We start from the raw sequence: 22191 nt of genomic DNA, 5'->3' as shown, positions 1-22191 counted from the left end.
GCGATCAGCGCCGGTCTGGTCCCCGCCCCTCCGCACGGACCAGGACCCACCGCTCCTCTGATCCACCCGCGCCGCCCGGTAGGCCGGTTGCCCGGTCGAGCCGGGCCGCACGCACTCAGCCCCACCCACACCCCATCGATAGTCGGGTAGCCGGGGCCCATTGCTGGGACCCCGGCCCCCTCAGAACCGGGCATGCGGCTTTCACCGCACCACGGCTCAAGCAGGTCACATGGGCCTGCCCGCATCCGCACCTTCGAGCGCGTGATGCTGCTGGTGACATTGCGAGTGCAGGAGTTCGAGGTTCTTCAGGTCGTTCCCGCCGCCGTGCTTTCGGTGCACGATGTGGTGCACGTTCAGCGTCCGGCGGACAGCATCGAACCAGGACACCCAGTCGTGGACGTTGTCCGGTTCAAACTCAGCTCCTTCGATGAGATCGAGGCCGCACCGTGCGCATCGGCCCTTCTGTCGGACGGCAAGGGTCTGGACGAACTTGTTCTCCAGCCTCAGCTTTGTCCGCTTGGCCGCACGTTCGGCCCAGTAGCCGACCAGCGCCGGATCGTCCTTGGAATGGGTTCCAAGGACCAACACGTGCCGGACGATCCTGGTCATCGCGGCGGGCTTGATATGTACCGGACCTTCTCCGAAGATCCAGCGGTTCTCACTCCCGGGAATCCGCTTGTCCCAGTACCGGGCCGCGATCCACTGCTTTCCCTTCCGCCGATGCTGCCTGCTCGCCCAGTTCCACAACTGGGTGAACATGATCCGATCGAGTTCGTTGAAAGCCTTCTTGGAGCTCCAGGGGCGGTAATACATGGTCCAGCCCCGGACGAACGAGTTCATCGCGCGGATCAGGCGATCCGCTGGACTGCCCCGATGCGTCCGGGTGATGTCCCGGATACGTTCCCTGGCCTTCATCACCGCGTTCTTGCTGGGTGTCACGAGGGTGTAGCCGTTGGCATAGGTCCGGATAGCGCACCCGAGGAAGTCAAAGCCGTCCGTGAGGTGCCGGACTTTCGTCTTTTCCTCATTGAAGGCCAGTCCTCTGGGCGCAAACCATTCCTTCAGCCGCCGGTGTGCCTCGTGCGCGGCTTGCTCCGTGTGACAGATGACCACGAAGTCGTCCGCATACCGCACAAGTGCTGGAGAATCCTCCTTGAGAATGCGGGAACCCCGCTGCTTCTTCCAGGAGACCCCGGCTGCTTCCTCCATTCCGTGCAGAGCAATGTTGAGCAGGAGCGGACTGATGACCCCTCCTTGCGGGGTGCCTTCCACCGTCGGCGCGAAGACTCCCCTGTCCATCACTCCGGCTTTCAGCCATCCCTCGATCGCATCCCTGGCGGGGAAACTGCCGATGGACCGCATCAGGTGCGCATGGTCGATCCGGTCGAACGCCGCCGACAGGTCGGCGTCCAGCACCCATCTCCGATTGCTGGCGGGCTTGCCCACCACCTGGAAGATGGCCGCCAGGGCGTCGTGACATCCCCGGCCGGGACGGAAGCCGTAGCTTCGCGCCTCGAAACGCGCCTCCCACTCAGGTTCCAGGGCGTTTTTCACCCTGGCCTGGTGGACCCGGTCCCGGATGACCGGGATACCGAGTGGGCGCATTTTCCCATTCGCCTTCGGAATCTGTACTCGCTTGACCGGGCGGGGCCGGGTGGCCCCGTCCCGCAGGAGATGACGGGCCAGCCGACCCCGCAACTTCGGGTTCAGCGCCGTTTCCCCGTCTACCCCAGAGGTCTTCCGTCCCCGGCTCACCTGCGTCACCCGCCGCACGCTCAGCAGCGTGTTCGCGGCCGACCGCATCATGAGCTTCTGGAGGTTTCGGACCTTCTTCATGTCACCAGCCTGGGCGGCCTTGAAGATCCTCTGTCGCAATCTCGTTACTTCGCGGTCGACCCGGCCCCAGTCGATCTGGTGCCAGGCTTCGGCGTCGTCGACAGCTCCGTTCCAGAAGGAAACCTGCCCGTTGTTCTGGTCCACGCACCCTCCCTGTCCAACTTGCACTGTCGTGAACTCGATTCGTCATCAGTACTTCAAAGACCCACCCGGTCCGCTTGGGCGTCCTTTCGGACCCGGGCATCAGTCCGGTATCCGCCGAGTTATGGCCGGAGGGTGGAGCCCCTGCGTCCGACCTTTCCTCTTTCCTTTCGGCGTGGCGGCATTCGCTTCTCGGACCATCCTTTTCCCACAGAGGAGTTCAGCCTTCGTTGCCTCCGGCCTACCCATAGGGACCTCTACGGGGTTTCCCTGTTCCACACACACGAGATACGTCCGGGGTGGATGCCCTCTCTAACCCGGGAGCCGCGGTGACCTACTCCGGTTACTTCAGATGTCAGCCAGAGTCGCGCAGGGGTTCTCACCCGGTAGCTCCTGTACCGCCTCGACAACTCCCACTGAGACGGCTGGTGTTTACGAGTCCTCGTCAAGGGTTCACTTGTGTTCATCCGTCCGGACTTTCCCCGACCCGTACCGATTCAGTGGTCGTCTCGGCCTTCGGTCTGCTGGCCAGGCTCCGCACCGAGGAATTACTTCCTCCGCACGCTGGCTGGGGAATCGACCAGTTGGTCACAGGTCGAAAGCGTCGATATCTCCATCCCTACGCTTACTCGGTTGTGCGGCTTTCAGGTCGCACTGAGAGGTACACCATGACTTCCTGGCCCCACGACCTGAGCAAGACCGCCCCCGCCGCCGCCGAGCGCACCGGCGCGATCCTCACGGCCGCGCTGACGGCGCACGGTGTCACCTTCCGCGTGGTCAAGCCCTGGCGTTCCCTGCCCGGCGCCTCCCTGGTGACCACCGCTGCGGGCCAGCCGGGCGTGTGGATCGACGCGCACTCCTACACCGACCGCCGCGCCGTGTCCGGCTATGACGTGCCGCTGGCCGGACTGTTCGGCATCAGTGCTGTGATCACCGACGATTTCAACACTCGTCACGTGCACGGCGACTTCACCGAGGCGCCCGCCGACATCACCGACCCGGCGGCCGCCGCCGACGCCATGGCATCGGCCGTTGCCGCCCACCTGGCGGCCTATCCGTCCCTGACCGGCGCGCAGTGGGTCACCATCGCATCCCACCCGGCCAGCCGCACCGAATACCGGGAAGTCGTCACCGCACACGGCACGTGGGCGCACGCATCCTCCCCCACCGGCTACACCACCGGCCCCAGCCTGGACACCGCAAGCGTCTGGGGCGCCTACCAGCGGCGCGTGGCCGACCTCACCGCCGAGACCCGCTGAACCCGCTACCGGCCGCCCCACTGGCTGTCGGTCGCCTCCCACACACCCATCACATCAGACAAGGAACCCAGAGAAGATCATGAGCACCGAACGCATCCGGCCCAAGTACCGCAAAGACCGCAACGGCTACGTCTTCGGCCACCAGTACACCGACGCCGACGGAAAATCCGTCAGACGCTCGGTCCGCGTCTCCCGGATCACCCCCACCCGGTGGCAGTCGTTCGACTACTACAGCGACAAGCAGATCGAGGGCACCATCACCACCGGCCGCGACACGTCCGCCTTCGCCGCGATGGACGCCATCGACCGCGAAACCGCGAACGAGCAGCAGGCAACGGCCGGGGAGGGCTCCGGCACGAGCGACACCGCGCTAGCCGCTCCGGACGTCACCGGGCCATCCCCACTCGCGTCGTCCTCCCAGGCCGAGCCGGCCGTGGTCGCCGACGTCGAGGTGCGGCCGGTCCCGGCACCACAGGCGAACGTCCTGCCCCACCTGCGCCCTACCGACCAGGGCGCCCAGGACGAGGCGTGGCGCCGGAGCGACGCGGTTGAGGGGGTGGTGGTCGGCCGGTTCGCGAACGGCACGAAAGGCAGCCTGCCCAAGGACTCCGAACACGAGGACGTGAAGGCCGCGCTCCAGGTGCTCGCGGGCACCGAGAAGCACCACATGCGGCTGAAGGTGGCACTCCTGCGGGACGAGTACGACGCAGACGACCCCTCCACGTTCGACGTGGACGAGGCCCGCGGCGCCTGGGTAGTGCCCGGCGAGATGCCGGGCATGGTGAAGATCTACATCCTCCTCGCTGGTCAGTACATCCGCTACGCGCACCGCTACCCGCACGCGACGAAGAGCGCCGCCCAGGTCCAGGAGGACACATGGACGGTCGAGAAGAAGATCTACGCCGACCGCTTCCGCGAAGTCGGCTGGCACGTGGAGGACGGCCACAAGACCGGCCTGGGCGTGATCGTCTGGAAGCCCGGCACTCGTCCCGCGCTCCCGGCCGCCCACGCCGCACAGGCAACTGCCGGCAGCGACGGAGAGGCGGCAGACACGGAGCTGCCCGAGCCGCCTACGCCCCCGGCCCAGACACGCCCCGGAGCGTCACTGAAGGAACACGCCTACTCGGGGCACATGATGCTCTTCGAAGCGGCCGTACGGCTGGAGGACTTCCGCCGCCACCGGGACCGGCAGCACCTCGCCCCAGCCGCGCACCTCACCCGCCATGCCGCCGCCACATTCAAGGCTCGCGTCGGCGACGGCAGCGAACTCACGTGGGATCTCGTCACCCGCTACCTCGTCGAGATCCGCTCGCGCTTCTACGCCGTCGACCGTGACATCTCGTTCGATCCGAACCCGCCCGCCGGGGACATGTTCGCCCGCGACCCCGCAACCAGCCTGCCCGACCTGTGCCCCGAAGGCCACATGGCGGTCATGAACGCCGCCCGGCACCTCGACTTCGCCGTCCGAAGGGACGACGGCTCGGCAGCCGACTGGGCGGACCGTCAGGCATGGCTTGCCGCCGACCACTTCCGCGACACACTCGTCAACGGAAACCGGGCAACGTGGGTGATGATCTGTCGCTACGCAGCCGAGCTGCACGCCGCGAACTTGCGCGCCCGCCGCGAACACCACACGGGCACCAGCTCCTGAACTCTTCTGGTGGTCCCGGCTCGGCTCCACCTGGGACCTGATCCCCGCATATCGCACCGCGCGCGGCCTGACCGGCCAGGGCGCCTGACACCCCAAACCCCCTTACGGCGCACTGCACCTGGGCGGGGCGTCCACGGCCACGGAACCCGAACCAACCCGAGGAGAACCCCGCATGTCCACGTTCACCGCACGCCCCAGCCTCACCAAGACGCGCCCCGCGTACGACAGCCACACCGGCGCCATGCTCCGTGACGCGCTCGAAGCACTCGGGATCGTGCACCACGTCGACAAGCCGTGGCGCGGCCTGCCCACGGAGTACGTAGTGTGCAGCGTGCCGGGACGTGCGCGGGTGTGGATTCACTGTGTGGCCGACCCGTCTGTCCGCACCCAGGAGGGGCGCCGGTTCGCCGATCACTACGACCTGCCCACGGCCGCACTGTGGGCCGTGGCCGCCGCGGTCACCGACGACGAGTCAACCCGGTTCGTGTTCAACGGGTTTGATGGCGAGCACAAGCCCACGGCGAGCGCGGGCATGCAGGCTGGGCAGTGCGCTGCCGCCGTGGCCGACCACTTCGGGCTGACGCTGCCGCAGCCGAAGTACACCTGTCTGCACTGCGCGCGCGTTATCGAGTGGATCGAGGCCGACGGGCAGGGCGCTTGGTACGACTCGTCCAGCTGGATCGAGTGCGTCAGCGGCGAGAGCCTGCACGCCCCGGAGCCGCTGTGCGGCTGGTGCGAGGACTACGGGCTTATCGAGATCTTCGACGACTCCACCGACGCCCTGAAGGGGCACACCACGTGCGACAACGCGCCGTGTGTCGCCCGGCGCATCATGCGCAGCGATCAGGCCGAGCGCGAGCGCCAGGCCGCGCAGGCGCAGGCCGCCGCGCACGAGTGCACCGGCCCCCTGTGCTGTCCCCCGTTCTAACCCTCATGGCGCCCCCGACCCTGCGACGAGTGCGGGCGGGTCGGCCGGTTCGAGACCGGCCGGGGGCACTCAGCACGAACCCGACCACGGCAGCAACCCGAGAGGAACCCCCAGCATGACCACGCAGGCCCGCAGCACCGTCCGGGAGATCGTCACCCGCTCGTACCGCCGGTACACCCCGACCAACGGCCGTGCGCCGGAGGGAACCGAGTACGGCGTAGACGGCTGGCTGTTCGACCTGCCCGGCGAGACGCTCAACGGCCGCCGGTTCCCGCAGCGCACCTATGCGGCGTACCAGGTGACCAGGAACGCGGAGTTGGTTTGGATGGTGCGCGAAGTCGGTGGCGAGCGGCGGCAGGTCGGCAGCCACAGCACCACCCGTAAGGGCGCGCTCGCGCTGGCGGTCGGCGCGGTTGCCCACGAGCGGGAGAAGACGGTCGCAACCGTGACATCCGCGCCGGCAACTCGCGACCAGGGCACCCAGGTGGCGGCCACGATGGACGAGCGGATAGAGCGGATGCGTGCGGGCCAACTCGCCGCCCTGCCGGCCGTAGCGGAAATCCGGATGGCGTACCCGCTCGCTGGCGGGGGCGCCACGCTGCGGCTGATGACCGCCGAGGGCAGCACGGCGGAACGCCACATGATCCCGCTCACGGAGCGCGGCCCAGCCGGTCGGGAGAACGACCCGGCCGGGATCTACCTGGACGCCATCACCGACGGCGCGAACACGGAAGGACTGAAGATCGCCGCCGGGTGGCACCTGATGCGGCTTGGCTTCAACTACGCGCGCGGCACGGCCTGGGCGCCGTACACCGGCAGCGCGAGCAGCGAGGCGCAATGGAAGGAGTGGGCGCCGATACTGCCCGACGGGCACCGGTGGCCGCACACGGTGCGCGTCGCCATCGTGCCGACCGCCGAACACCTCGCCTACATAGACCGCGCGTACGGTCCCGCGCCGGAACTGCCGGACCTTCCCGCCGGTGTGAGCGCGCACCCGTCCGGCCCGCGTTCCTGGCAGATCAGCTACGCCAACCGCCGGTTCTGGCAGCTCTCCTACTGGCCCCGGATGGGCGGCGACGTGTGGACCCTGTACGCCGACCCGGCCCGTACCAAGTCCCTCGCCAGGGCCGCGAGCCCCGGCGAACTCCTCGCCACCATCCCCGACCGTGACGCCGAAGCACAGTCCCGCGCGGCGGCCCGCAAGGGCTACTGAGGGGCGGCACCATGACTGCCACGATCACCGCGGCGCGCGGCCGGTTGCCAGCATGCGGCGCGCGGTCAGCGCCGCCCGCTTCACCCGCGCCACCCAGTACAGCGGGGGCCTGGCACGCGTCACCCGCGCCTGAACCGCGCGGCCCTGGCCAAGCTCCCCACCTGACACGCCATGCGGCCCCGGGACATGCACAACCCGGGGCCGGTTCCAACTCCCCAGAAGGCAACCGGCCAGCCATCTCCCATCGAGACAGAGAGACGAGGACAACCCTATGACCACCCTGCCCGCGAGCATCACGGCCGCCCTGGCCGCCCGGAACCTGGCTGACGCGACCCACGACGCCATCCTCATCTCCGCTCTGCGGCTGGACGACCAGGCCGACGAGCTGGGCGAGCAGGCCCCGGATCCGACCGTGAACGGGACCCGGCGCCCGATCTTCAACCAACTCGTCGCCCCCGAGGCCGGCGGGCCCATGTTCCACGAGGAGGCGAATGCGCTCCTCGACGCCCACGAGGACGCGGTCCGGGCCGCCGCCGCGGTGGGCGCGCTCCGCCTCCAGGGCGCGATGCTCGCCCTGCACCCGAAGACGGCCAACCCCCGGCACGGGTGCTGCGCGACGCCGAAGGTCTGCAAGGGGACGCACCGGCCGGAGTGCCGGAGCAGCAAGCACACGATCGGCGGTCAGGTGCCGTGGCCGTGCAAGTCGCTGCGCGCCGTCGGGATCCGCACCGACGCCGACGCCGACGCCGTACGCCAGGCCTTGGCCAAGCTGGAGCGGGATGCCGGGCGTGACGGCTACCCGAGCCGGAAGAAGGCGAACCGCGGCTACGCCGTACACGCCACCAGGCAGATGGACGGCGGCATCGGCGACGCCGGCGCGTGCGGCATGTACTTCCCGCGGGACACGGTGAGCAGCCTCGAGGACCCCGACACCGAAGTGTCGTGCCAGACCTGCGTGAAGGCGCTCGCCCGCAAGGAAGCCGAGGCCGCGGCCGCCGCTGAGGACGCCCACCGCTGCACGTTGCCGCCCACCCGCCGCCTGCCGTGCGGCTGCTGCCCGCACCAGGTCTGCGAGGACTGCGGCGACTGCGCCCACAAGTGCGAGTGCGGTACCGGCGGAACCCCCGCCCAGCCCGCCGGGGCCGCCGGTGAGTTGTGCCCCAACGGCCAGCCCCGCCCGGAGTGCTCGGAGAGCGACCCATGCGAGCCCTGCTGGCAGGACCAGCAGGAGGAGGGCGACGCGATCGAGGCCAGCATGGGCCTGCGCTGAACCCCGCCCCACGGCGTGCGCCGACCGGCGGGGGCGGGGCGTTGGCCTGCTCTCGCAGGACGGGCTCGGTGCGCCACGCCGGGGCGCACCGAGCCGCAAGGACAGCGCTGTAACGCCCGCCCCCGCCGGTCCAGGCCGACCCGAACGGCCAGCCGCCCGCCGGTTCCTTGAACTCCGTAGAACCCCCGCCTGCTGAGCATCACGCTCGCTGGGCGGGGGTCTCTCTTTGTCTGATCAGCGGAGCTGATCCGGTCTGGTCTTCGAAAGATCACGTCCAGCGCCAGGAGTACAGCCATGAGCCAGCCCCTCGAACCCACTGGTCCCCGACAGACGGAGCACATGCGCTGCAACTGCGTTCCGGACCTGGGGCCCGCGCACTGCCACCTGTGCTCCGAGATGACGGGGCGAGACGAGGTCTACCCGGGACCGCACTGTCCGACGCGCGCCGTCGAGGCAACCAAGGTCGCCTTCGAGGTGGCGGCGGGCTATGAGCACGCTGCGCCGGTGGTCCTGCACGCCAGCGAGTTCGCTGATGTTCATGGCGCAGTGAGCGCCGCTTGGCACGCACGCGCAGAACAGATGCCGGAGCTGCTGCGGCACACGGTGCCCATTGCGGCGAGCTACAGCATCCGTGGAGCACACGCGGAGCTCGACGGCGTGACGTTCCCGTCTGCTGCAGGCCTCACCACCGCCGTGATCACCATTCGCACGGCCTACCCGATCGACCGGCTGACGCTGATCCCCGTGATCAGCCAGATCTCCCATGAAGTCGAGAGCACAGCCGAGGAGCAGGACGACGCCTACGTCGCCGAGAAGATCTACATCATCGAGGAAGGACCCAGCGCATGAACGCCACCAGCAGCACCGCGGGTTCGACGTGGCGCGACCGCGCCGTCAAGATGATCGGCCGGGTGCTGCTCACCCTCATGATCGCGACGAACGTGATCGTCCTCGCGCCGGCTGCGGTCTTCTGCGTCATGACCGGCCAGTACACGCCGATCATCGTCAGCATCGCCTTCAGCGGCGTGTGCTGGTGGATCCTCCTGCGTACCCTTCGGGCTCTTGCCGAGAAGCGCCGCGCGAGGAAGGCGCTCATGAGCGCGACCCAGAAACCGCAGTCCAGATCCGATCCGAAAGAAGCACAGCGCCATGAGCACCAGCACCATCAGCACGAATGATCTTGCGAAGCTTCAGGTCGGTGACAAGGTCGTCGTCAAGAGCAGCCTCGATGAGAACACCGGAGAGACCATCTGCACGACCACCGTCCTCGACCGACGCGACGTTCCCTCCATTCCCGACTGGGAAGGTCGCGAGGTGAAGACCTTGGTCCGGCTGGGCAGCGGTTCCTGGTACGACCTGGCCACCGGGCTCCAGGACGACTCCGGAGCCACACGCATCGAGAGCGTCGCCTGATGAACAGCACAGCCAAGACCCCCGCAGGGACCGTCGGCGGGGGTCTTCTTCTTTCACACGCTCAGCCCCGGCTTCTCACTCCGAGTCAGTCGGGCTGCGCAATCCTTATCGAAAGGTCTTTCGGATGGCATGGCCTCGAATCGACAGGCGATCGCGAATGGCCTGACAGGGGGACGAGTTGGGGGAGAGGGAATCGGAAGAGACACGGGCATTGCGCTGCAAGGCAGCGCCGGGGGTCTCACTGTCGAATCCATCACGTCTTCCCGGGGGAGACCGCCATGCCCGAGCGCACCGAGCACGCCCTGCTCTACATCAAGTATGTCGACGACGCCCTTGCCGAGCAGGGTGTCGCCGCAGTCGAAGGCGCGATCTCCGGCATCAGCCTGAGGATCCTGGCGCGGGCTCTGCCTGACGGCCGGACGTCCGTCGCCGTCTCGCTCTACAGGCGCGTGCACCGCATGCGCGCCTCGGGCAAGGCATTCCACTACTGGACCTCCGAGAAGCTCACGTCGATGGCTCGCACGAAGAAGGACCTCGTCGTCCTGCGCGAGATCGACCGCCGCACCGGTAAATCCACCACCCGCCATGTCTTCTCCGAGACCATGGTCGAGTCCTGGATCCACGGGCTGTCCGGGACGCTGCAGTGGTGGATGCGCAGCAACCCGCAGGCCCGCCGGCTCGAAGGACCGGAGCCCGAGGGAGTCGACAACGCCGTGGACCAGGCGGTCGCTGCGATCCGCGAACACATCGGCGAGCTGCCGAACTGGAACGACCGCTTCCCACTGCTCAAGGACGACTGGCAGCATCGTCCGGCCTCGGCCTACCTGCCCTATCTCGATGCCTACGACCATGCGCAGGTCGCGAAGAACCTCTTCGGCGTGCGCGCCTATCGTCGGCCGCTGGCCCGCGAGGTGGGGCGTCTGGACATCAGCACCCTGAGCTGGTTCGCCATGTTCCGCGGGCTGGTGCCCGTGGACTGGCTCATCGACGCAATGCGCACCACGAAAACAGCCAGCGGCCGCAGCCTGATGCGCGAGTGGTCGCTCACATCCCTGCAGTGGCGAGGCATCCGCTCGATCCTGCGCCGGACTCCGCAGCCGGTGCTGCGACGGATCCTCAAGGAGCCCGTCCACCAGGCGCGGCGCACGCTGGCCGATGCGGCCGACTGCACGGCTCACCGTTTGGCCGTCACCCGTGACCTCGACCTCCTTCCGGAGATCATCGCTGCCCGCGGGCAGCGCCGAGTCCGCGGCTCCCGTGACCTCGAGCACCTGGTCCGGGACCTGCCCGCAATCGAGCGCTGGCACGACCCCCGGGGCCGCACGGCCCAACGCGTCATGCAGGAAGAGATCTACGCCCTTCGCGAGATGGAGCACTACAACCGCGAGATCCGGCTGCTTCCCGAGGGCACGGCCCAGGTCGCTGACTGGGACCTCTGGAAGGACGAGGCGTTCCGCGTACAGGCGTTGGGTCTGATCGAGGACCGTCGGCGCGAGCTGATGGCTGCCCGCGATCATGAGCGCTACGAACGCGAGGAGGCCCGCCGCATCGAGCGGATCGCGAAGCAGGCCCAGCGCCACCAATGGGCACTGCAGACGGCCGCACTGCTGGATGGTCGGGAAGCAGCCCCCGGTCTGAGCCTCGTCGTCGCCCGTGATGCCGAGACGCTCTCCCGCTGGGGTGCGATGCTCAACAACTGCATCGGCGGGTACGCCGGCGAGCTGGAGCTGGATGTGTTCGCCGCGGTCTGCGAAGCAGACGGCCGCGTGCGTCTGAACCTGCAGATCACGCAGTCGCATGGCGTAGAGCAGATCCTCGGGAAGAACAACCGCGACGCCGTGCGCGAGCTCGGCGAAGCGGCCCAGCAGGTCGTCGACGGGCTGGTCGCCATGGAAGTCAGCTTCCACTCGGATGCTCTGGGCATGGACGGGCTGCGACTGCCCCAGAGGACCTGCTGACACGAATCTCTACGAGGACCTCGACTTGATGTTCCGGTACGGCCAGCACCAGGTCGGGGTTCTTCTCTTGCTAACCGGTAGCCTTCGCCCCAACCTGCTCCACTGCAGCCGCAGAGAGAGGGTGCTGCAGCCATTCCTGCCTCCGGCATCACTGGAGAACTCACCGGTAGCCGTTCGGGCCGCTGCGACGCCCCGCGTCTGTCGTCGAGTATGTGCCCAACCTCCGTGGCCCCAGCTTCCGCAGAGCCGTGGTGCGCACTCTTCCCTCGGGCATCGCTTTTGGCTCTGCGCTGCTGGTTCCGTAAAGGGAGCGAAAGACAGGATCAGCGGAGCTGATCCGGGACTGGCGATGGAGACATCGTGGTCACGTCTGGGAACTGCCGTGCTCACCTGCTCCAACGATGGCGAAGCGATGGAGTCGAACGCCTCGGGCATCTACTCCCGCAAGATTCTCACGCACCTGCCATGAGTGCGGCTGCAGTGAGACTCACTAAGCGGCGGCTCCTGCCCTTCCACTGTGATCACGAGGAAAGCACGTGCATCACTGATGCCCTCGCCAAGGCTTTCGTCGTCGACCATCACGCCCTCTCTCAGGGCTGAACCACAAGCTTCCCGCCCCGGCCTGGGGCGGGCAGGCGGGCTTTTGGCCCGCAGCGCCAACGGATGCGGGCAAACGGCTCGCATCGTTGTTAATCGACAAGAGGAGAAGGATATGGAGCAGTCCAAGTCCGGTATCGCGGCCGCCAACACCTCGGCGTCCGTGGAGGGGACCGAGGAGATCACCAGCACCGTGGTGGTCGCTGTCGACGTGGAGGACGAGGAGTAGTCCTCTCCTGTACGTCCGCGTCCTGACCTGGGCGCCCCTGCCCCGGGCCCGCAGCCCGGGGCAGGGGCGCCCCTTGCGCTTCACCGGAGGGTGCAGTGATTCACGTGTACGTCGGGCCGACGCTGCCGGCGTCCGAGCCCGTACTCGCCGTGCCGGGCCTGCGGGTGCTTCCGCCGGCACGGCACGGCGACCTGTTCGACACCGCGATCGGCAGCGGCGACACGCTAGTGCTCATCGACGGGGTGTACCACCAGGCGCCGGCGCTGCGGCACAAGGAGATTCTTGCCTCGATGGGGCGAGGTGTCCGGGTGATTGGGGCGGCGAGCATCGGCGCGCTACGGGCCGCCGAACTGGCGCCGTACGGGATGCTCGGCGTTGGCAGCATCTACTCCGCCTACGCCTCGGGAGAGATCGACGGTGACGATGAGGTCGCGGTCGGGCAGGCCCCGGATGGGGAGTTCGGCGCGCTCACCTGGCCGCTCGTCAACCTGCGGCATGTCCTGCAGCTGGCCGTCCTGGCCGGGGTGATGAACGCCGAGCGGGCCGCCCGCTTGCTGGCGGCGTTGCGCGCGGTCTACTACCCGCAGCGAACCTGGGCCGCCGTACGGGCCGTGTGCCGCAGCCAGGGCGAGACGGAGTTCGTCGGGTGGCTTACCGAGCAGCGCAAGCGGGACCGGTACTTCGGTGACCTTAAGCGCGCCGACGCGATCGCCGCCGTACGTGCTGCGCTCGACGGTGCCGCGGCGACAAGCGACTCTCCCGCCTCACCCCCGTGGTGGGAGACGGCCTACTTCCTCCGCTGGTCCAACGCCGCCGTGAGGGAACGGGTGGACGGCTTGGAGCTGTTCACCGAGGATCGCGTCGTCTACCAGCAGGTGTTCGACCCCGCGTTCCGCGAGAGGTGGGCGGCCTACCTCGAACACCTCTCATTGCACCCGTCCGACGGCGGGCCGGGAATGGCGCTGGCAGAGCGGCTGGTCCGGGCGTGCGGCGGAGACCTGCCAGCCGACCGCGCCTTCCGCCCGGCACTCGACCTGCGCGACGAGCGGACGGTGGCGCTGCTGCTTGCCGGTGAGACGGCGTACGACCGGCAGGCAGTTGACCGGTACGCCGATGCCCTTGCCCGGGCCTGCCGCAGCCGGCCGGGCTTCTCGACGGCGGCAGTCCGCGACGAGGCGACCCGCAGCTTCTTACTGCGGGTGTGGCGGTGTCCTGAGCGGGAGTTCGACAACGAGGCGTCCGCGCGGGGGTTGGCCTGCGGGGCGCGTGCGGTTCAGGCGAGCAAGCGGCTTGTACCTGGGTTTCTGGAAGAGATCGAGAGGACAGAGGTGACCCGTGTCGGGTGAACTGGTGGAGCTGCCGGGCACGGTGCGAGCCCGCACGCCCGAGGAAACATGGGGGAAGTTGGCCGGGCGCCTTGGGGAGTTCGGCATCACCCGGGTCGCGGACCTGACCGGCCTGGACTGCGTCGGGCTTCCAGTGTGGACGGCGATTCGGCCCGCGTCGCGGACCTTGTCCACGTCGCAGGGCAAAGGCGCCACCGCGCTGCTGGCGAAGCTGTCGGCGGTGATGGAGGCGATCGAGCTGTGGCACGTTGAGCAGCCGCTGTGCGTTGCCGCGATGGGCCCGGCTGCTACGGTCGCCCCCGACTGCCCCGTGATCGCGCTTCCGACGACCGCCCCGTACCCCGAGCAAGCCCTAGCCCGGATGGTGTGCGAGTGGGTGGCTGGCACCGGACTGGTGAGCGGGGCTAAGGCACTGCTGCCGGTCGACCTGGTCCGCCGTCGCAGCCAGCGTCCCCCGTGGACCCCGGATGTGTGGCGCGCGACAAGCACCGGCCTCGCGTGCGGCAACACCCGCGACGAAGCGACGGTGCACGCCCTGTTCGAGGTGGTGGAGCGCGACGTGCTGTATGGGGACGCGCAGACGGGCGGCCGACGGCGCACGCTCATCGACCCCCGCACGGTCGACGACCCGCTCGGTCGAGAGGTGATCGCCCAGCTTGCGGCTGCGGGTATGAACCTGGAGACCGCGCTGGTGGACGGCCCGTACGGGCTGCCGGTGTGCGTCGCCTACCTGTGGTCGGAGGACTACCCGGTCCACTTCGCAGGCGGCGGCTGTCACAGCCACCCGGGCATCGCCCTCACGCGAGCGGTGACCGAGGCCGCGCAATCCCGCCTCGCCGCCATCGCTGGAACCCGCGACGACCTCCCCACCGACGTCGGCAACTTCGACACCTCACCCTTCCGTCCCGCCCGGACCGCGAAGCTCACGCCCTGGCCGGAGGCGGCAGCCCGCTTCCCCCCGGCCGCCGGCGGTTTTGCTGACCAGGTCCAGGACATCGCCCGCCGCGTCCAGAACATCACCACCCACGAGCCGGTAGCACTGGACCTGTCCGCCCCCGACTGCCCCGTCCACGCCGTGCAGGTCGTCTGCCCCGGCACCCGCTCACGGATCAGAAGGTCAATGCCCCGATGAACACCACATCCAGCACGACCCCCGCACCTGAGCAAGGCCGCTCGGCACAGTACGACGCCTTCCACGCCGCCCGCGCCCGAACCGATCTGGTCGCCCGCCTGTACGCCGAGGCGATGGGCGAGAACTACCCAGTAGAGGTCGCGGCCTCGAGCTCTTGCGACTGGCCCCTGCTCGGGCTCCTGGTGGCGCGGCTGCGGATGCGCCCCGGCCAGCTCCTCGTGGACGCCGGATGCGGTGCCGGCGGCATCGGCCTGTGGCTGGCCCGCGCCATCGCCGTCCACCTGGACGGCTTCGACCTCTCACCCGTCGCCGCCGCCCAGGCCACCGCCCGGCGTGCCCACTTCCTCGGCCCGTCCGCCGACCGCGCCGTCTTCCGTGTCGCGGAGCTGGAGAGCACCAGCCTCCCCGACGGCTGCGCCCACGGGATCGTATGCGTGGACGCTTTCGGGCGTGCCACCGACCGTGGGGCGGCGCTGCGCGAGCTCGGACGGGTCCTGGCCCCGGGTGGCCGACTGGTGATGACCCGCGCGCTCCGACGCGGTGCGGACCCGGCGTGGCACAAGGCGGTCGCCGCCGCCGGGTTGACGCAGGAGCATGTGGACGAGCGACCCGGCGAGCCCGCGATGTGGGAGCGGGTCTACGGGTTGTGGGTCGCCCACGCCGATCAGCTGAGGCACGAGCTCGGTGAGGCCCCGGCCGAAAGCATGCTCCGCGAGGCGCACCAGATGCTCCCCACCCTGCGCGGGCGGCGGGCTGTCCTGCTGACCCTGCGGCGCCTGCCGGAAGACCCGGCTGCACCGGAGGCGGTCGATAGGATGGCTGGGCCCGACCGCCAGACCGGCGACGGGCACGCGCCCGGCGAGAGGACCCCGCAGTGAACCAGCACCACGTCCGGGCGGCGGTGTTTTCGGCCGGTTCCTGGGGCACTGCCGTGGGCAAGATCTTGGCCGACGCCGGCACCAGCGTGATCATGCACGCCCGGCGTTCCGAGATCGCCGACGCGATCAACACCCGGCACCGCAACCCCGGATACTTCCCAGACGTCGAGCTCCCCCGCACGCTGGCGGCCACCACCGACCCGGCCGCCGCGCTGGACGGCGCGGACTTCCTCGTGCTGTCCATCCCCGCGCAGTCCCTGCGGGAAAGCCTCGCCGCCTGGGCTCCGCACATCGGCCCCGACACCGTGATCGTGTCGCTGATGAAGGGCATCGAGATCGGCAGCGGGCTGCGGGCAAGCCAGGTCATCACCGAGGTGACCGGCATCCCTGCATACCGGGTCGCGGTGCTGTCCGGACCGAACCTGGCCGGGGAGATCATGGCTGGCCAGCCCGCCGCCGCCACCATCGCCTGCCCCGACGAGGACGCCGCCCACCGCGTCCAGCGCGCGTGCCACACCCCATACTTCCGGCCCTACACCTCCACCGACGTCACCGGGTGCGAGCTCGGTGGCGCGGTCAAGAACTGCATCGCCCTTGCGGTCGGCATCGCCTCCGGGATGGGCATGGGCCACAACTCCCAGGCCATGCTCATCACCCGGGGACTCGCGGAGACCACCCGACTGGCCACTGCGATGGGCGCCCACCCGGCTACCCTCGCCGGGCTCGCCGGTCTGGGCGACTTGGTCGCCACCTGCTCCTCGCCACTTTCTCGTAACAGGACCTTCGGCACCCACCTCGGCCACGGCCTGACTATGGCCGAGGCCACGGCCGCGACCAGGCAGACCACCGAAGGCGTCAAGAGCGCCGAGGCGATCCTCGCCCTGGCCGGCGCCCACGACGTCGAGATGCCGATCACCGAGATCGTCTCCGACCTGCTGCACGAGAAGGTCACGCTCGATCAAGCCGCGGCCGCGCTGATGCAGCGGCCCCCCAAGCCCGAGCGCTGACCCCCGCGGCACCCCAGCCACGGGGCCTGCCGCACCTTGCCTTCACCCTCCCGACACGGAGGTCCTCACCCATGCGCGAATCCGTGCTGTCCGCTGCCCAGATCGTGATCACCCTCGCCCTCGTGGCGTGGATGATCACCGGCTTCACCCCTCTGCCCGGCCGCTGGCTGCGGTGGAAGATGTTCTGCCGGGCCACCTTCACCATCGTCACGCTCACCGGCACCAAGGACGGCCACGCCGAGCAGGTCAACGTCTACGACCACCTCTCGCCCGGCTCCTTCATCCTCGGCCCGCCCCAGCTCCAGGCGATCCTCGACCACCTCACCACGAGCGGCCTGTACGACCGGATCGACGGCACCGGCCGCGTCCTCACCAGTCGTGGCGAGCAGCCCGTGAAGGTGGTGGCCAGCCGTGTGGTTCTTTGACGCGCTCGCCTCCGGCTTCACCCACCCCACCGAACCGGGCCGGGTCCAGTGGTTCCGGATCATCTTCGGCACCGTGCTCACCGCCCGGTTCGCCCTCGCCCTCGGCCAGGGCGGCTGGGACCGCCTCACCACCGGCTCACTCAGCCTCCACCTCACCGAACAGCGCTTCGGACCCCGCCGGGCCCGACTCCTCGCCAGCGCGTACCGGCCCGTGCTGATCGTCCGTACGGCCGCGGCCCTGGTCCTGGCACTCGGTCTCGTGCCCAGGCTCGCGCTGCTGGTGGTCCTGGCAGGCGCCGCGATGGAACTGCTGTACCTCAGAAGCCCCAACGCTGTCCGCTATACCCTGCTGACCGGAACCGCCTTGCTACTCGCAGGAGACCTCGGCCACGGCCTCGTCGTCGAGCACGGCGCGAGCACGGCGAACACCTGGGCACAGTGCCTCCTCGTGCTGATCACCACGGACATCTACTGGAACAGCGCCTGGCAGAAGCTCCGCTCGTCCCAGTTCCGCAGCGGGCTCTACCTCGCACAGTGGGTGCACACCTACAGCCAGGTCAGGGACCGGCTGCCCTACCGGCGCCAGTTCGCCGTCCCCGGCTTCGTCCGCCGCAACGCGGGCAACCTCACCGACCAGGACGTCCGTCTCTGGCGAGCGGCCGCGGCCTGCGTCATCGCGGCGGAGATCGCGCTTCCGCCCGCGCTGCTCATCGAGCAGACGATGCCGTATGCCGTCGTCGTCGGGATCGGGATGCACGCCGCGTTTACCTGCCTCAAGCCCCGCCAGCTCATCACCTTCTCCGGCCTCACCGTCGGGACCTACATCGCCTTCACCGCCGCTTGAGCGCCCCTGCACTTGGGGCCGACGGCAGCCGCTACCAACGCACCAGCCCCCGCGACATTGATGTCGAGGGGGCCGGAAGCATGTACGGCGACCAGCGTCACGGTGTAGGCGAGACCGCCTCGCCCCGCATCTGCTCGCCGTCGTAGTCCACCACCTCGCCCGGTGGGATCAGCAGGTCCGGCATTTCATCCTGCCACGTGCCGCCGGCGCGGCGTACCTACACAGCTCCCACCCGTGGCCGGCGAGCCACAGGTTCGGGGCAGCAGAGTCCGTGCCGCCCGCACCGCACGGCCACTGGTACGTGCTCGTGTCGTTCGTGCACGTCACGACGTCCCCCTGTCCGTGATCGGTTCACTAGTAGTGCTTCGTTACGTTGAGTGATCTCGCCTGGTGGTGGGCAGCTTCTCCGGTATGAGGCTGGGGGAGGTGGAACGGCTCCGGGGTGAGTTGTCGGAGTTCGTTGCCGATGTGTTCGCCTCGGTGCTGCGGCGGGATCAGCGGCGGTGGGGTGAGTGTTATGTGCGGGGCCTGATGCTGGATGGCCGGCGCAAGTCGATCCAGCCGATGGCCGAGCGTCTGCCGGACGGGAACATGCAGGCCCTGCAGCAGTTCGTGAACCAGTCGCCGTGGGACCCGCTGCCGGTCAGGCGGCGGATCGCCGAGCGGCTGTCGGTCTGTAATCAGCACAGCTGATCCGGGAGACGACTCGCAAGTATGAGCCCATGAGACGTCAGGAGTGACCACCGTGGCCCAATACAGTCAGATGCCCATGTTCACCGACACCCTCGGATTCCTCTCGAATTTCGATGAGACGCCCTTCTTCGTCCCGCCGCTGGGACGCGAAGCTGCCTCCGGTGAACACGCATTCAACGCGCTGAAGACCCTCGATCCCGCTGAGCAGAACCACGTGCTCAGTGCTCCGACTCCCGGCGAAAGCAAGGGGCGGGGTCGCCGGGTGACGCTGCGCCCCGGCTGGAACACCGGAATGCGCGTCTGGGCCATGCAGCGTGTGCTCATGGCCAAGTTCGCTGTCCCCTGCCTGAGCCAGCGGCTCGTCGCCACCGGTGACCTGATGCTCGTCGAGACGAATCACTGGCATGACCAGTTCTGGGGCTCGTGCTTCTGTCCGAAGCACGAGCAGATCCCAGGCACGAACATGCTCGGCGAGTTGCTGATGGCCATTCGCGCACACCACAGATGACGGTCAGTTGTCACACCGGAAGCCCTCCCCGGCAGAGCGTCATGCTCCGCTGCGGGAGGGCTTCCTTTTTCACTTCCCGCCCTGATGCTGCAGACAGTGCAGCGAAGACCCCACCGCCCGGAGCACTTGCTCCGACGGTGGGGTCTCTTTTTCCTCGGCCCTGCGTGTGCCTTCGGCCTGAGTCCCATGAACGGCGGTAAAACGATCTGCCCCATGAGCAGTGCGCCGAGCAGCAAGGACAGCACCGAGACACCCATGACACCGAAGGCGAAGACCGTCGGCCTCTCCTTGTCAGTGCTGTCCGGCACGATGCGATCATGCCGACTTTGGATGACCTCCCCCCGTACCGGCGAGCGAAGCTGCTGTGGGACTTCGCCCATTTCGGCGTGGACGGAATCAACGACATGATCTGGGAGCGGGCCGGGAAGCCGTGCCATCTGTCCGGCACGGCAAAGCCCTCCTCGCCGCGGGTCGCGGTGCTGGGCGGTGACGGCCGGTACCACCTGATGAGCGATGGCCGGATGATCTGCGCGAAGGGCCGCGCCGAGCAGGGCTGGAAGCACGTGCAGTCCTGCTCGTGGACGGAGATCGCCGGAGTGCTGGTCGACGGCTACCGAGCCGGCGGGACGTACGGGTCGGTCGAGCAGGTGTGGTTCGTGCAACCCGTGGCTGAGGGCGTGCCCCCGTCTTCGGTGCCGCCGGAACAGCGCTGCCAGTACGGCACTTACGGGGTCTTCCACTTCTGGCCACCGCCCCCGGCCAAGACTGCTGTGGTCCGACGGCTGCGCACGGCCCTTGTCGAGGCCCTCGGGGAGGACTGCCACCTATGCGGCGCCCTGCCTGGGGCCATGGTGGACCACGACTACTCCACGGGCATGGTGCGTGGTCTCCTGTGCAAGCTGTGCAACCGGACCGTGGAGGAGTGCCCGCACGTGGACGCCTGCCCGAAAGCCGACTACATGAGCAACCCCCCTGCCGCGTACCTGGCGCTGCCGTATCCGCAGTACTTGGCGTGGGAGCCGAAGGAATCGACGAGGGCGCGGAAGGTCGAGCTGCTCGGATTCGATCCGCTGGCTGAGTGGCGGCCCGCGCACTGACCGCCCGGCTCGGAACAAGGCCATCGGCTCGGCTCCGCCAGTTTCTTCCGTTTCCGCCTCGGCGGTGAAGAGGCCGAGCCTCTCGAACACCGCTGGCGCGCCGAGTGGGTTGAGAGTTCTGGATTCGGCCACGCCGGGGACGACGGATTGGGAGACTGCCCGCATGCAGACTGTGCAGTCCTACCCGCCCGGCACCCGATGGTTCTTCAAGGGACGCGCCGGCCACTCGCAGACTGAGGAACTGGTCCTGTATCCGGAGCCGGCCAACAGCGCCATGTCCGACGACTACCTGCCCGAGGAGATCAGCGCTGCGGAGCTGTGGCGGCTCTGGGCAAAGGACTGCAACAGCTACCACAAGCGGTGGCCCGAGCGCTTCCGGCCAGGTGAGATCCCCATCGTGTGGACAGTGACCACCCCGGCCCTTTCAGGGATCTGGGAGCTGGCGCCACACACCCGGGATCCGCGCGACCTTCCGGGGGCACTGCCCTTCGCCGGCGGGGAGCGGGAGGACTTTCTTACCTGGTATACGCGTCCGATCCATTCCGACACCATGGAGCCGCTGAACTGGCTGCGGCTGCCGGTCGTCGACAAGGCATGGAACGGTACGGGCAGCCGCAAGGGCGGATTCGTTCAGGAAGCGACGGGCTGGAAGCCGTCGGCGCTCCAGCCGACGATGAACGTCGTAGAGATCGCGCAGGCCGCAGGGCTCTGGGCGCCCGACCTCAAGGTGGGGTGGACATGAAGGTGACGCTCGAACTCGGGGACAACCTGGCAGCCGGGCTGAAGGAACAGATGGACGTCGATCTGCCTGCAGTGCCACGGATCGGAGAACAGATCCTGTGGTGCGACGAGGCGACCGACGAGCACGGGACGTACGACCGGCAGCGCGAGTACGTGGTGCGGATGGTCGACTGGACGATGGGCCCCAGCCCCGAATCGATGGGCTCCCGGTCTCTCGGCGCTGTGTGATCGAGGATCCCAGGACTGTGTGCGTGTGTGCACCGGCTTTCCGGGCGGGGGAGCGCCAGGTCCCCGCGCGCAGGGGCCGCGGGGTTCTGGAGATCATCGAGCAGAGCGGAGACAGCCGTCCTTGGTAGCGGGATCACGCTCCTCGCGTTCCGGTTCGCTATACCCGTCCCAGGGAGCCGGCAAGCACTCGATGCCGCCGGCGATAAGGATCTCGTCCAGCCGCTCCCAGAGCCTGCGCACCGGGTTCGCTTCGGGCAGTTCGCGGATGGCCTCGGTCATCAAGGCGTGCAGCTCATCCGTGCCCAGTTCGTCAAGGGCGGGTTCCGTGGTCACGTCTCTTCTCCTGGGCGTGGGTCGTGAATTGGATCGTGTCGGCGGTAGTTAGCCGGTGACGCGGTAGGGGTGGCCCACCTGCGGCCAGTCCCCGTCGGCGGTGACGTTGTGCGGCCACCGGCACAGGACGGTCTCGATGTGCACGCCGGGGTGTTCCTCACAGCGGACCCGGTTGTTCGGGGTGACCTCGGGGAGCGGGACCGAGATGACCACGGTCGGCACGGACCCGAGTTCGGCTTCGTCGTTCGCGTGCTGCTCCAGGGCGGCGGAGAGCGCGGTGTCGCGGATGTTGAGGGTCTGGGTCTCGCCGTTGTGGTGGGTGACGAGGGCGGTGTCCTCGTAGCTGATCCAGCCCGAGTCGTCCCTGGTCGGTTCGACCGTGACGGAGGTGACGGCCTTGCCGGTGGATTCACGGTGCTGGAGGGCTTCAACGGCCGCGGATGTGAGCTTGCTGATTTCCATGC

The 22191-nt window shown here is 68.6% G+C and carries 22 protein-coding genes and 1 pseudogene; 20 read left to right on the top strand and 3 right to left on the bottom strand.

Annotated features, from left to right (window positions below):
• Nucleotides 1-225: 225 nt before the first annotated feature.
• Complete coding sequence (gene ltrA / locus ACIF9R_RS12450; protein WP_334538705.1) at nt 226-1980, bottom strand: group II intron reverse transcriptase/maturase; 1755 nt, start codon at nt 1978-1980, stop codon at nt 226-228.
• 665 nt (nt 1981-2645) lie between these two features.
• Here ltrA and ACIF9R_RS12445 point away from each other — a divergent pair.
• The 20 genes and pseudogenes from ACIF9R_RS12445 (at nt 2646) to ACIF9R_RS12350 (ending at nt 21394) form a co-directional block, all read left to right on the top strand.
• Entirely contained in the window at nt 2646-3236 is a 591-nt protein-coding gene (locus tag ACIF9R_RS12445) for a hypothetical protein (protein ID WP_399978044.1), read from the top strand.
• A 79-nt stretch (nt 3237-3315) separates the two neighbouring features.
• Entirely contained in the window at nt 3316-4887 is a 1572-nt protein-coding gene (locus tag ACIF9R_RS12440) for a hypothetical protein (RefSeq protein ID WP_399978042.1), read from the top strand.
• A gap of 172 nt (nt 4888-5059) precedes the next feature.
• Complete coding sequence (locus ACIF9R_RS12435) at nt 5060-5815, top strand: hypothetical protein (RefSeq protein WP_399978041.1); 756 nt, start codon at nt 5060-5062, stop codon at nt 5813-5815.
• Nucleotides 5816-5930: 115 nt separating this feature from the next.
• Nucleotides 5931-7028 carry a hypothetical protein gene (locus ACIF9R_RS12430; RefSeq protein ID WP_399978038.1) on the top strand — a complete coding sequence of 366 codons (1098 nt, stop codon included), beginning with the start codon at nt 5931-5933 and terminating at the stop codon, nt 7026-7028.
• A gap of 271 nt (nt 7029-7299) precedes the next feature.
• Nucleotides 7300-8298: a hypothetical protein gene (locus ACIF9R_RS12425; RefSeq protein ID WP_399978035.1), complete on the top strand. Its 999-nt coding sequence runs from the start codon at nt 7300-7302 to the stop codon at nt 8296-8298.
• A gap of 294 nt (nt 8299-8592) precedes the next feature.
• On the top strand, nt 8593-9147 hold the full coding sequence (locus tag ACIF9R_RS12420) for a hypothetical protein (RefSeq protein WP_399978033.1): 555 nt from the start codon (nt 8593-8595) through the stop codon (nt 9145-9147).
• Nucleotides 9144-9476 carry a hypothetical protein gene (locus tag ACIF9R_RS12415; RefSeq protein WP_399978030.1) on the top strand — a complete coding sequence of 111 codons (333 nt, stop codon included), beginning with the start codon at nt 9144-9146 and terminating at the stop codon, nt 9474-9476. Before ACIF9R_RS12420 ends, ACIF9R_RS12415 begins: the two co-directional genes overlap by 4 nt.
• The gene (locus tag ACIF9R_RS12410) at nt 9448-9711 is read left to right on the top strand and encodes a hypothetical protein (protein ID WP_399978027.1); all 264 of its coding nucleotides are present in this window, start codon (nt 9448-9450) and stop codon (nt 9709-9711) included. The genes ACIF9R_RS12415 and ACIF9R_RS12410 overlap by 29 nt, the downstream gene beginning before the upstream one ends.
• 278 nt (nt 9712-9989) lie before the next feature.
• Entirely contained in the window at nt 9990-11669 is a 1680-nt protein-coding gene (locus tag ACIF9R_RS12405) for a hypothetical protein (protein ID WP_399978024.1), read from the top strand.
• A gap of 921 nt (nt 11670-12590) precedes the next feature.
• Complete coding sequence (locus ACIF9R_RS12400) at nt 12591-13841, top strand: TfuA-like protein (protein ID WP_399978022.1); 1251 nt, start codon at nt 12591-12593, stop codon at nt 13839-13841.
• 4 nt (nt 13842-13845) lie between these two features.
• Nucleotides 13846-14973: a YcaO-like family protein gene (locus tag ACIF9R_RS12395; RefSeq protein ID WP_399978545.1), complete on the top strand. Its 1128-nt coding sequence runs from the start codon at nt 13846-13848 to the stop codon at nt 14971-14973.
• Nucleotides 14970-15851 carry a class I SAM-dependent methyltransferase gene (locus ACIF9R_RS12390; protein WP_399978019.1) on the top strand — a complete coding sequence of 294 codons (882 nt, stop codon included), beginning with the start codon at nt 14970-14972 and terminating at the stop codon, nt 15849-15851. Before ACIF9R_RS12395 ends, ACIF9R_RS12390 begins: the two co-directional genes overlap by 4 nt.
• Nucleotides 15848-16858 carry an NAD(P)H-dependent glycerol-3-phosphate dehydrogenase gene (locus ACIF9R_RS12385; protein WP_399978017.1) on the top strand — a complete coding sequence of 337 codons (1011 nt, stop codon included), beginning with the start codon at nt 15848-15850 and terminating at the stop codon, nt 16856-16858. Before ACIF9R_RS12390 ends, ACIF9R_RS12385 begins: the two co-directional genes overlap by 4 nt.
• A gap of 71 nt (nt 16859-16929) precedes the next feature.
• A complete protein-coding gene (locus ACIF9R_RS12380; protein ID WP_399978015.1) occupies nt 16930-17283 on the top strand; it encodes a hypothetical protein in 354 nt (117 codons plus the stop codon).
• Nucleotides 17270-18127: a hypothetical protein gene (locus ACIF9R_RS12375; protein WP_399978013.1), complete on the top strand. Its 858-nt coding sequence runs from the start codon at nt 17270-17272 to the stop codon at nt 18125-18127. Before ACIF9R_RS12380 ends, ACIF9R_RS12375 begins: the two co-directional genes overlap by 14 nt.
• Before the next feature lie 411 nt (nt 18128-18538).
• Nucleotides 18539-18796 (top strand): annotated as a pseudogene (locus ACIF9R_RS12370) (transposase); the annotation flags it as partial.
• Nucleotides 18797-18896: 100 nt separating this feature from the next.
• Nucleotides 18897-19328, top strand: coding sequence for an NADAR family protein (locus tag ACIF9R_RS12365; RefSeq protein WP_399978010.1), 432 nt, complete (start codon nt 18897-18899; stop codon nt 19326-19328).
• Between the two features lie 317 nt (nt 19329-19645).
• The gene (locus tag ACIF9R_RS12360) at nt 19646-20425 is read left to right on the top strand and encodes an endonuclease domain-containing protein (RefSeq protein ID WP_399978007.1); all 780 of its coding nucleotides are present in this window, start codon (nt 19646-19648) and stop codon (nt 20423-20425) included.
• A gap of 163 nt (nt 20426-20588) precedes the next feature.
• On the top strand, nt 20589-21167 hold the full coding sequence (locus ACIF9R_RS12355; RefSeq protein WP_399978004.1) for a hypothetical protein: 579 nt from the start codon (nt 20589-20591) through the stop codon (nt 21165-21167).
• On the top strand, nt 21164-21394 hold the full coding sequence (locus ACIF9R_RS12350) for a hypothetical protein (RefSeq protein ID WP_399978001.1): 231 nt from the start codon (nt 21164-21166) through the stop codon (nt 21392-21394). Before ACIF9R_RS12355 ends, ACIF9R_RS12350 begins: the two co-directional genes overlap by 4 nt.
• A 93-nt stretch (nt 21395-21487) precedes the next feature.
• On the opposite strand, the gene ACIF9R_RS12345 is transcribed toward ACIF9R_RS12350, so the two are convergent.
• Nucleotides 21488-21727, bottom strand: coding sequence for a hypothetical protein (locus ACIF9R_RS12345; protein WP_399977999.1), 240 nt, complete (start codon nt 21725-21727; stop codon nt 21488-21490).
• Nucleotides 21728-21775: 48 nt separating this feature from the next.
• A complete protein-coding gene (locus ACIF9R_RS12340; RefSeq protein WP_399977997.1) occupies nt 21776-22189 on the bottom strand; it encodes a hypothetical protein in 414 nt (137 codons plus the stop codon).
• Nucleotides 22190-22191 lie beyond the last annotated feature (2 nt).

This window comes from Streptomyces sp. NPDC086080, assembly GCF_044540255.1.
In the GTDB taxonomy this organism is placed as follows: Bacteria; Actinomycetota; Actinomycetes; order Streptomycetales; family Streptomycetaceae; genus Streptomyces.
This window is presented reverse-complemented; position numbering and strand designations above follow the sequence as displayed.

What these genes read in the sequence shown, in the direction of transcription:
- ACIF9R_RS12445 (WP_399978044.1), top strand. Translation starts at nt 2,646, where the DNA reads ATGACTTCCTGGCCCCACGACCTGAGCAAGACCGCCCCCGCCGCCGCC.
- ACIF9R_RS12440 (WP_399978042.1), top strand. Translation starts at nt 3,316, where the DNA reads ATGAGCACCGAACGCATCCGGCCCAAGTACCGCAAAGACCGCAACGGC.
- ACIF9R_RS12435 (WP_399978041.1), top strand. Translation starts at nt 5,060, where the DNA reads ATGTCCACGTTCACCGCACGCCCCAGCCTCACCAAGACGCGCCCCGCG.
- ACIF9R_RS12430 (WP_399978038.1), top strand. Translation starts at nt 5,931, where the DNA reads ATGACCACGCAGGCCCGCAGCACCGTCCGGGAGATCGTCACCCGCTCG.
- ACIF9R_RS12425 (WP_399978035.1), top strand. Translation starts at nt 7,300, where the DNA reads ATGACCACCCTGCCCGCGAGCATCACGGCCGCCCTGGCCGCCCGGAAC.
- ACIF9R_RS12420 (WP_399978033.1), top strand. Translation starts at nt 8,593, where the DNA reads ATGAGCCAGCCCCTCGAACCCACTGGTCCCCGACAGACGGAGCACATG.
- ACIF9R_RS12415 (WP_399978030.1), top strand. Translation starts at nt 9,144, where the DNA reads ATGAACGCCACCAGCAGCACCGCGGGTTCGACGTGGCGCGACCGCGCC.
- ACIF9R_RS12410 (WP_399978027.1), top strand. Translation starts at nt 9,448, where the DNA reads ATGAGCACCAGCACCATCAGCACGAATGATCTTGCGAAGCTTCAGGTC.
- ACIF9R_RS12405 (WP_399978024.1), top strand. Translation starts at nt 9,990, where the DNA reads ATGCCCGAGCGCACCGAGCACGCCCTGCTCTACATCAAGTATGTCGAC.
- ACIF9R_RS12390 (WP_399978019.1), top strand. Translation starts at nt 14,970, where the DNA reads ATGAACACCACATCCAGCACGACCCCCGCACCTGAGCAAGGCCGCTCG.
- ACIF9R_RS12380 (WP_399978015.1), top strand. Translation starts at nt 16,930, where the DNA reads ATGCGCGAATCCGTGCTGTCCGCTGCCCAGATCGTGATCACCCTCGCC.
- ACIF9R_RS12365 (WP_399978010.1), top strand. Translation starts at nt 18,897, where the DNA reads ATGTTCACCGACACCCTCGGATTCCTCTCGAATTTCGATGAGACGCCC.
- ACIF9R_RS12360 (WP_399978007.1), top strand. Translation starts at nt 19,646, where the DNA reads ATGCCGACTTTGGATGACCTCCCCCCGTACCGGCGAGCGAAGCTGCTG.
- ACIF9R_RS12355 (WP_399978004.1), top strand. Translation starts at nt 20,589, where the DNA reads ATGCAGACTGTGCAGTCCTACCCGCCCGGCACCCGATGGTTCTTCAAG.
- ACIF9R_RS12350 (WP_399978001.1), top strand. Translation starts at nt 21,164, where the DNA reads ATGAAGGTGACGCTCGAACTCGGGGACAACCTGGCAGCCGGGCTGAAG.
- ACIF9R_RS12340 (WP_399977997.1), bottom strand. Translation starts at nt 22,189, where the DNA reads ATGGAAATCAGCAAGCTCACATCCGCGGCCGTTGAAGCCCTCCAGCAC.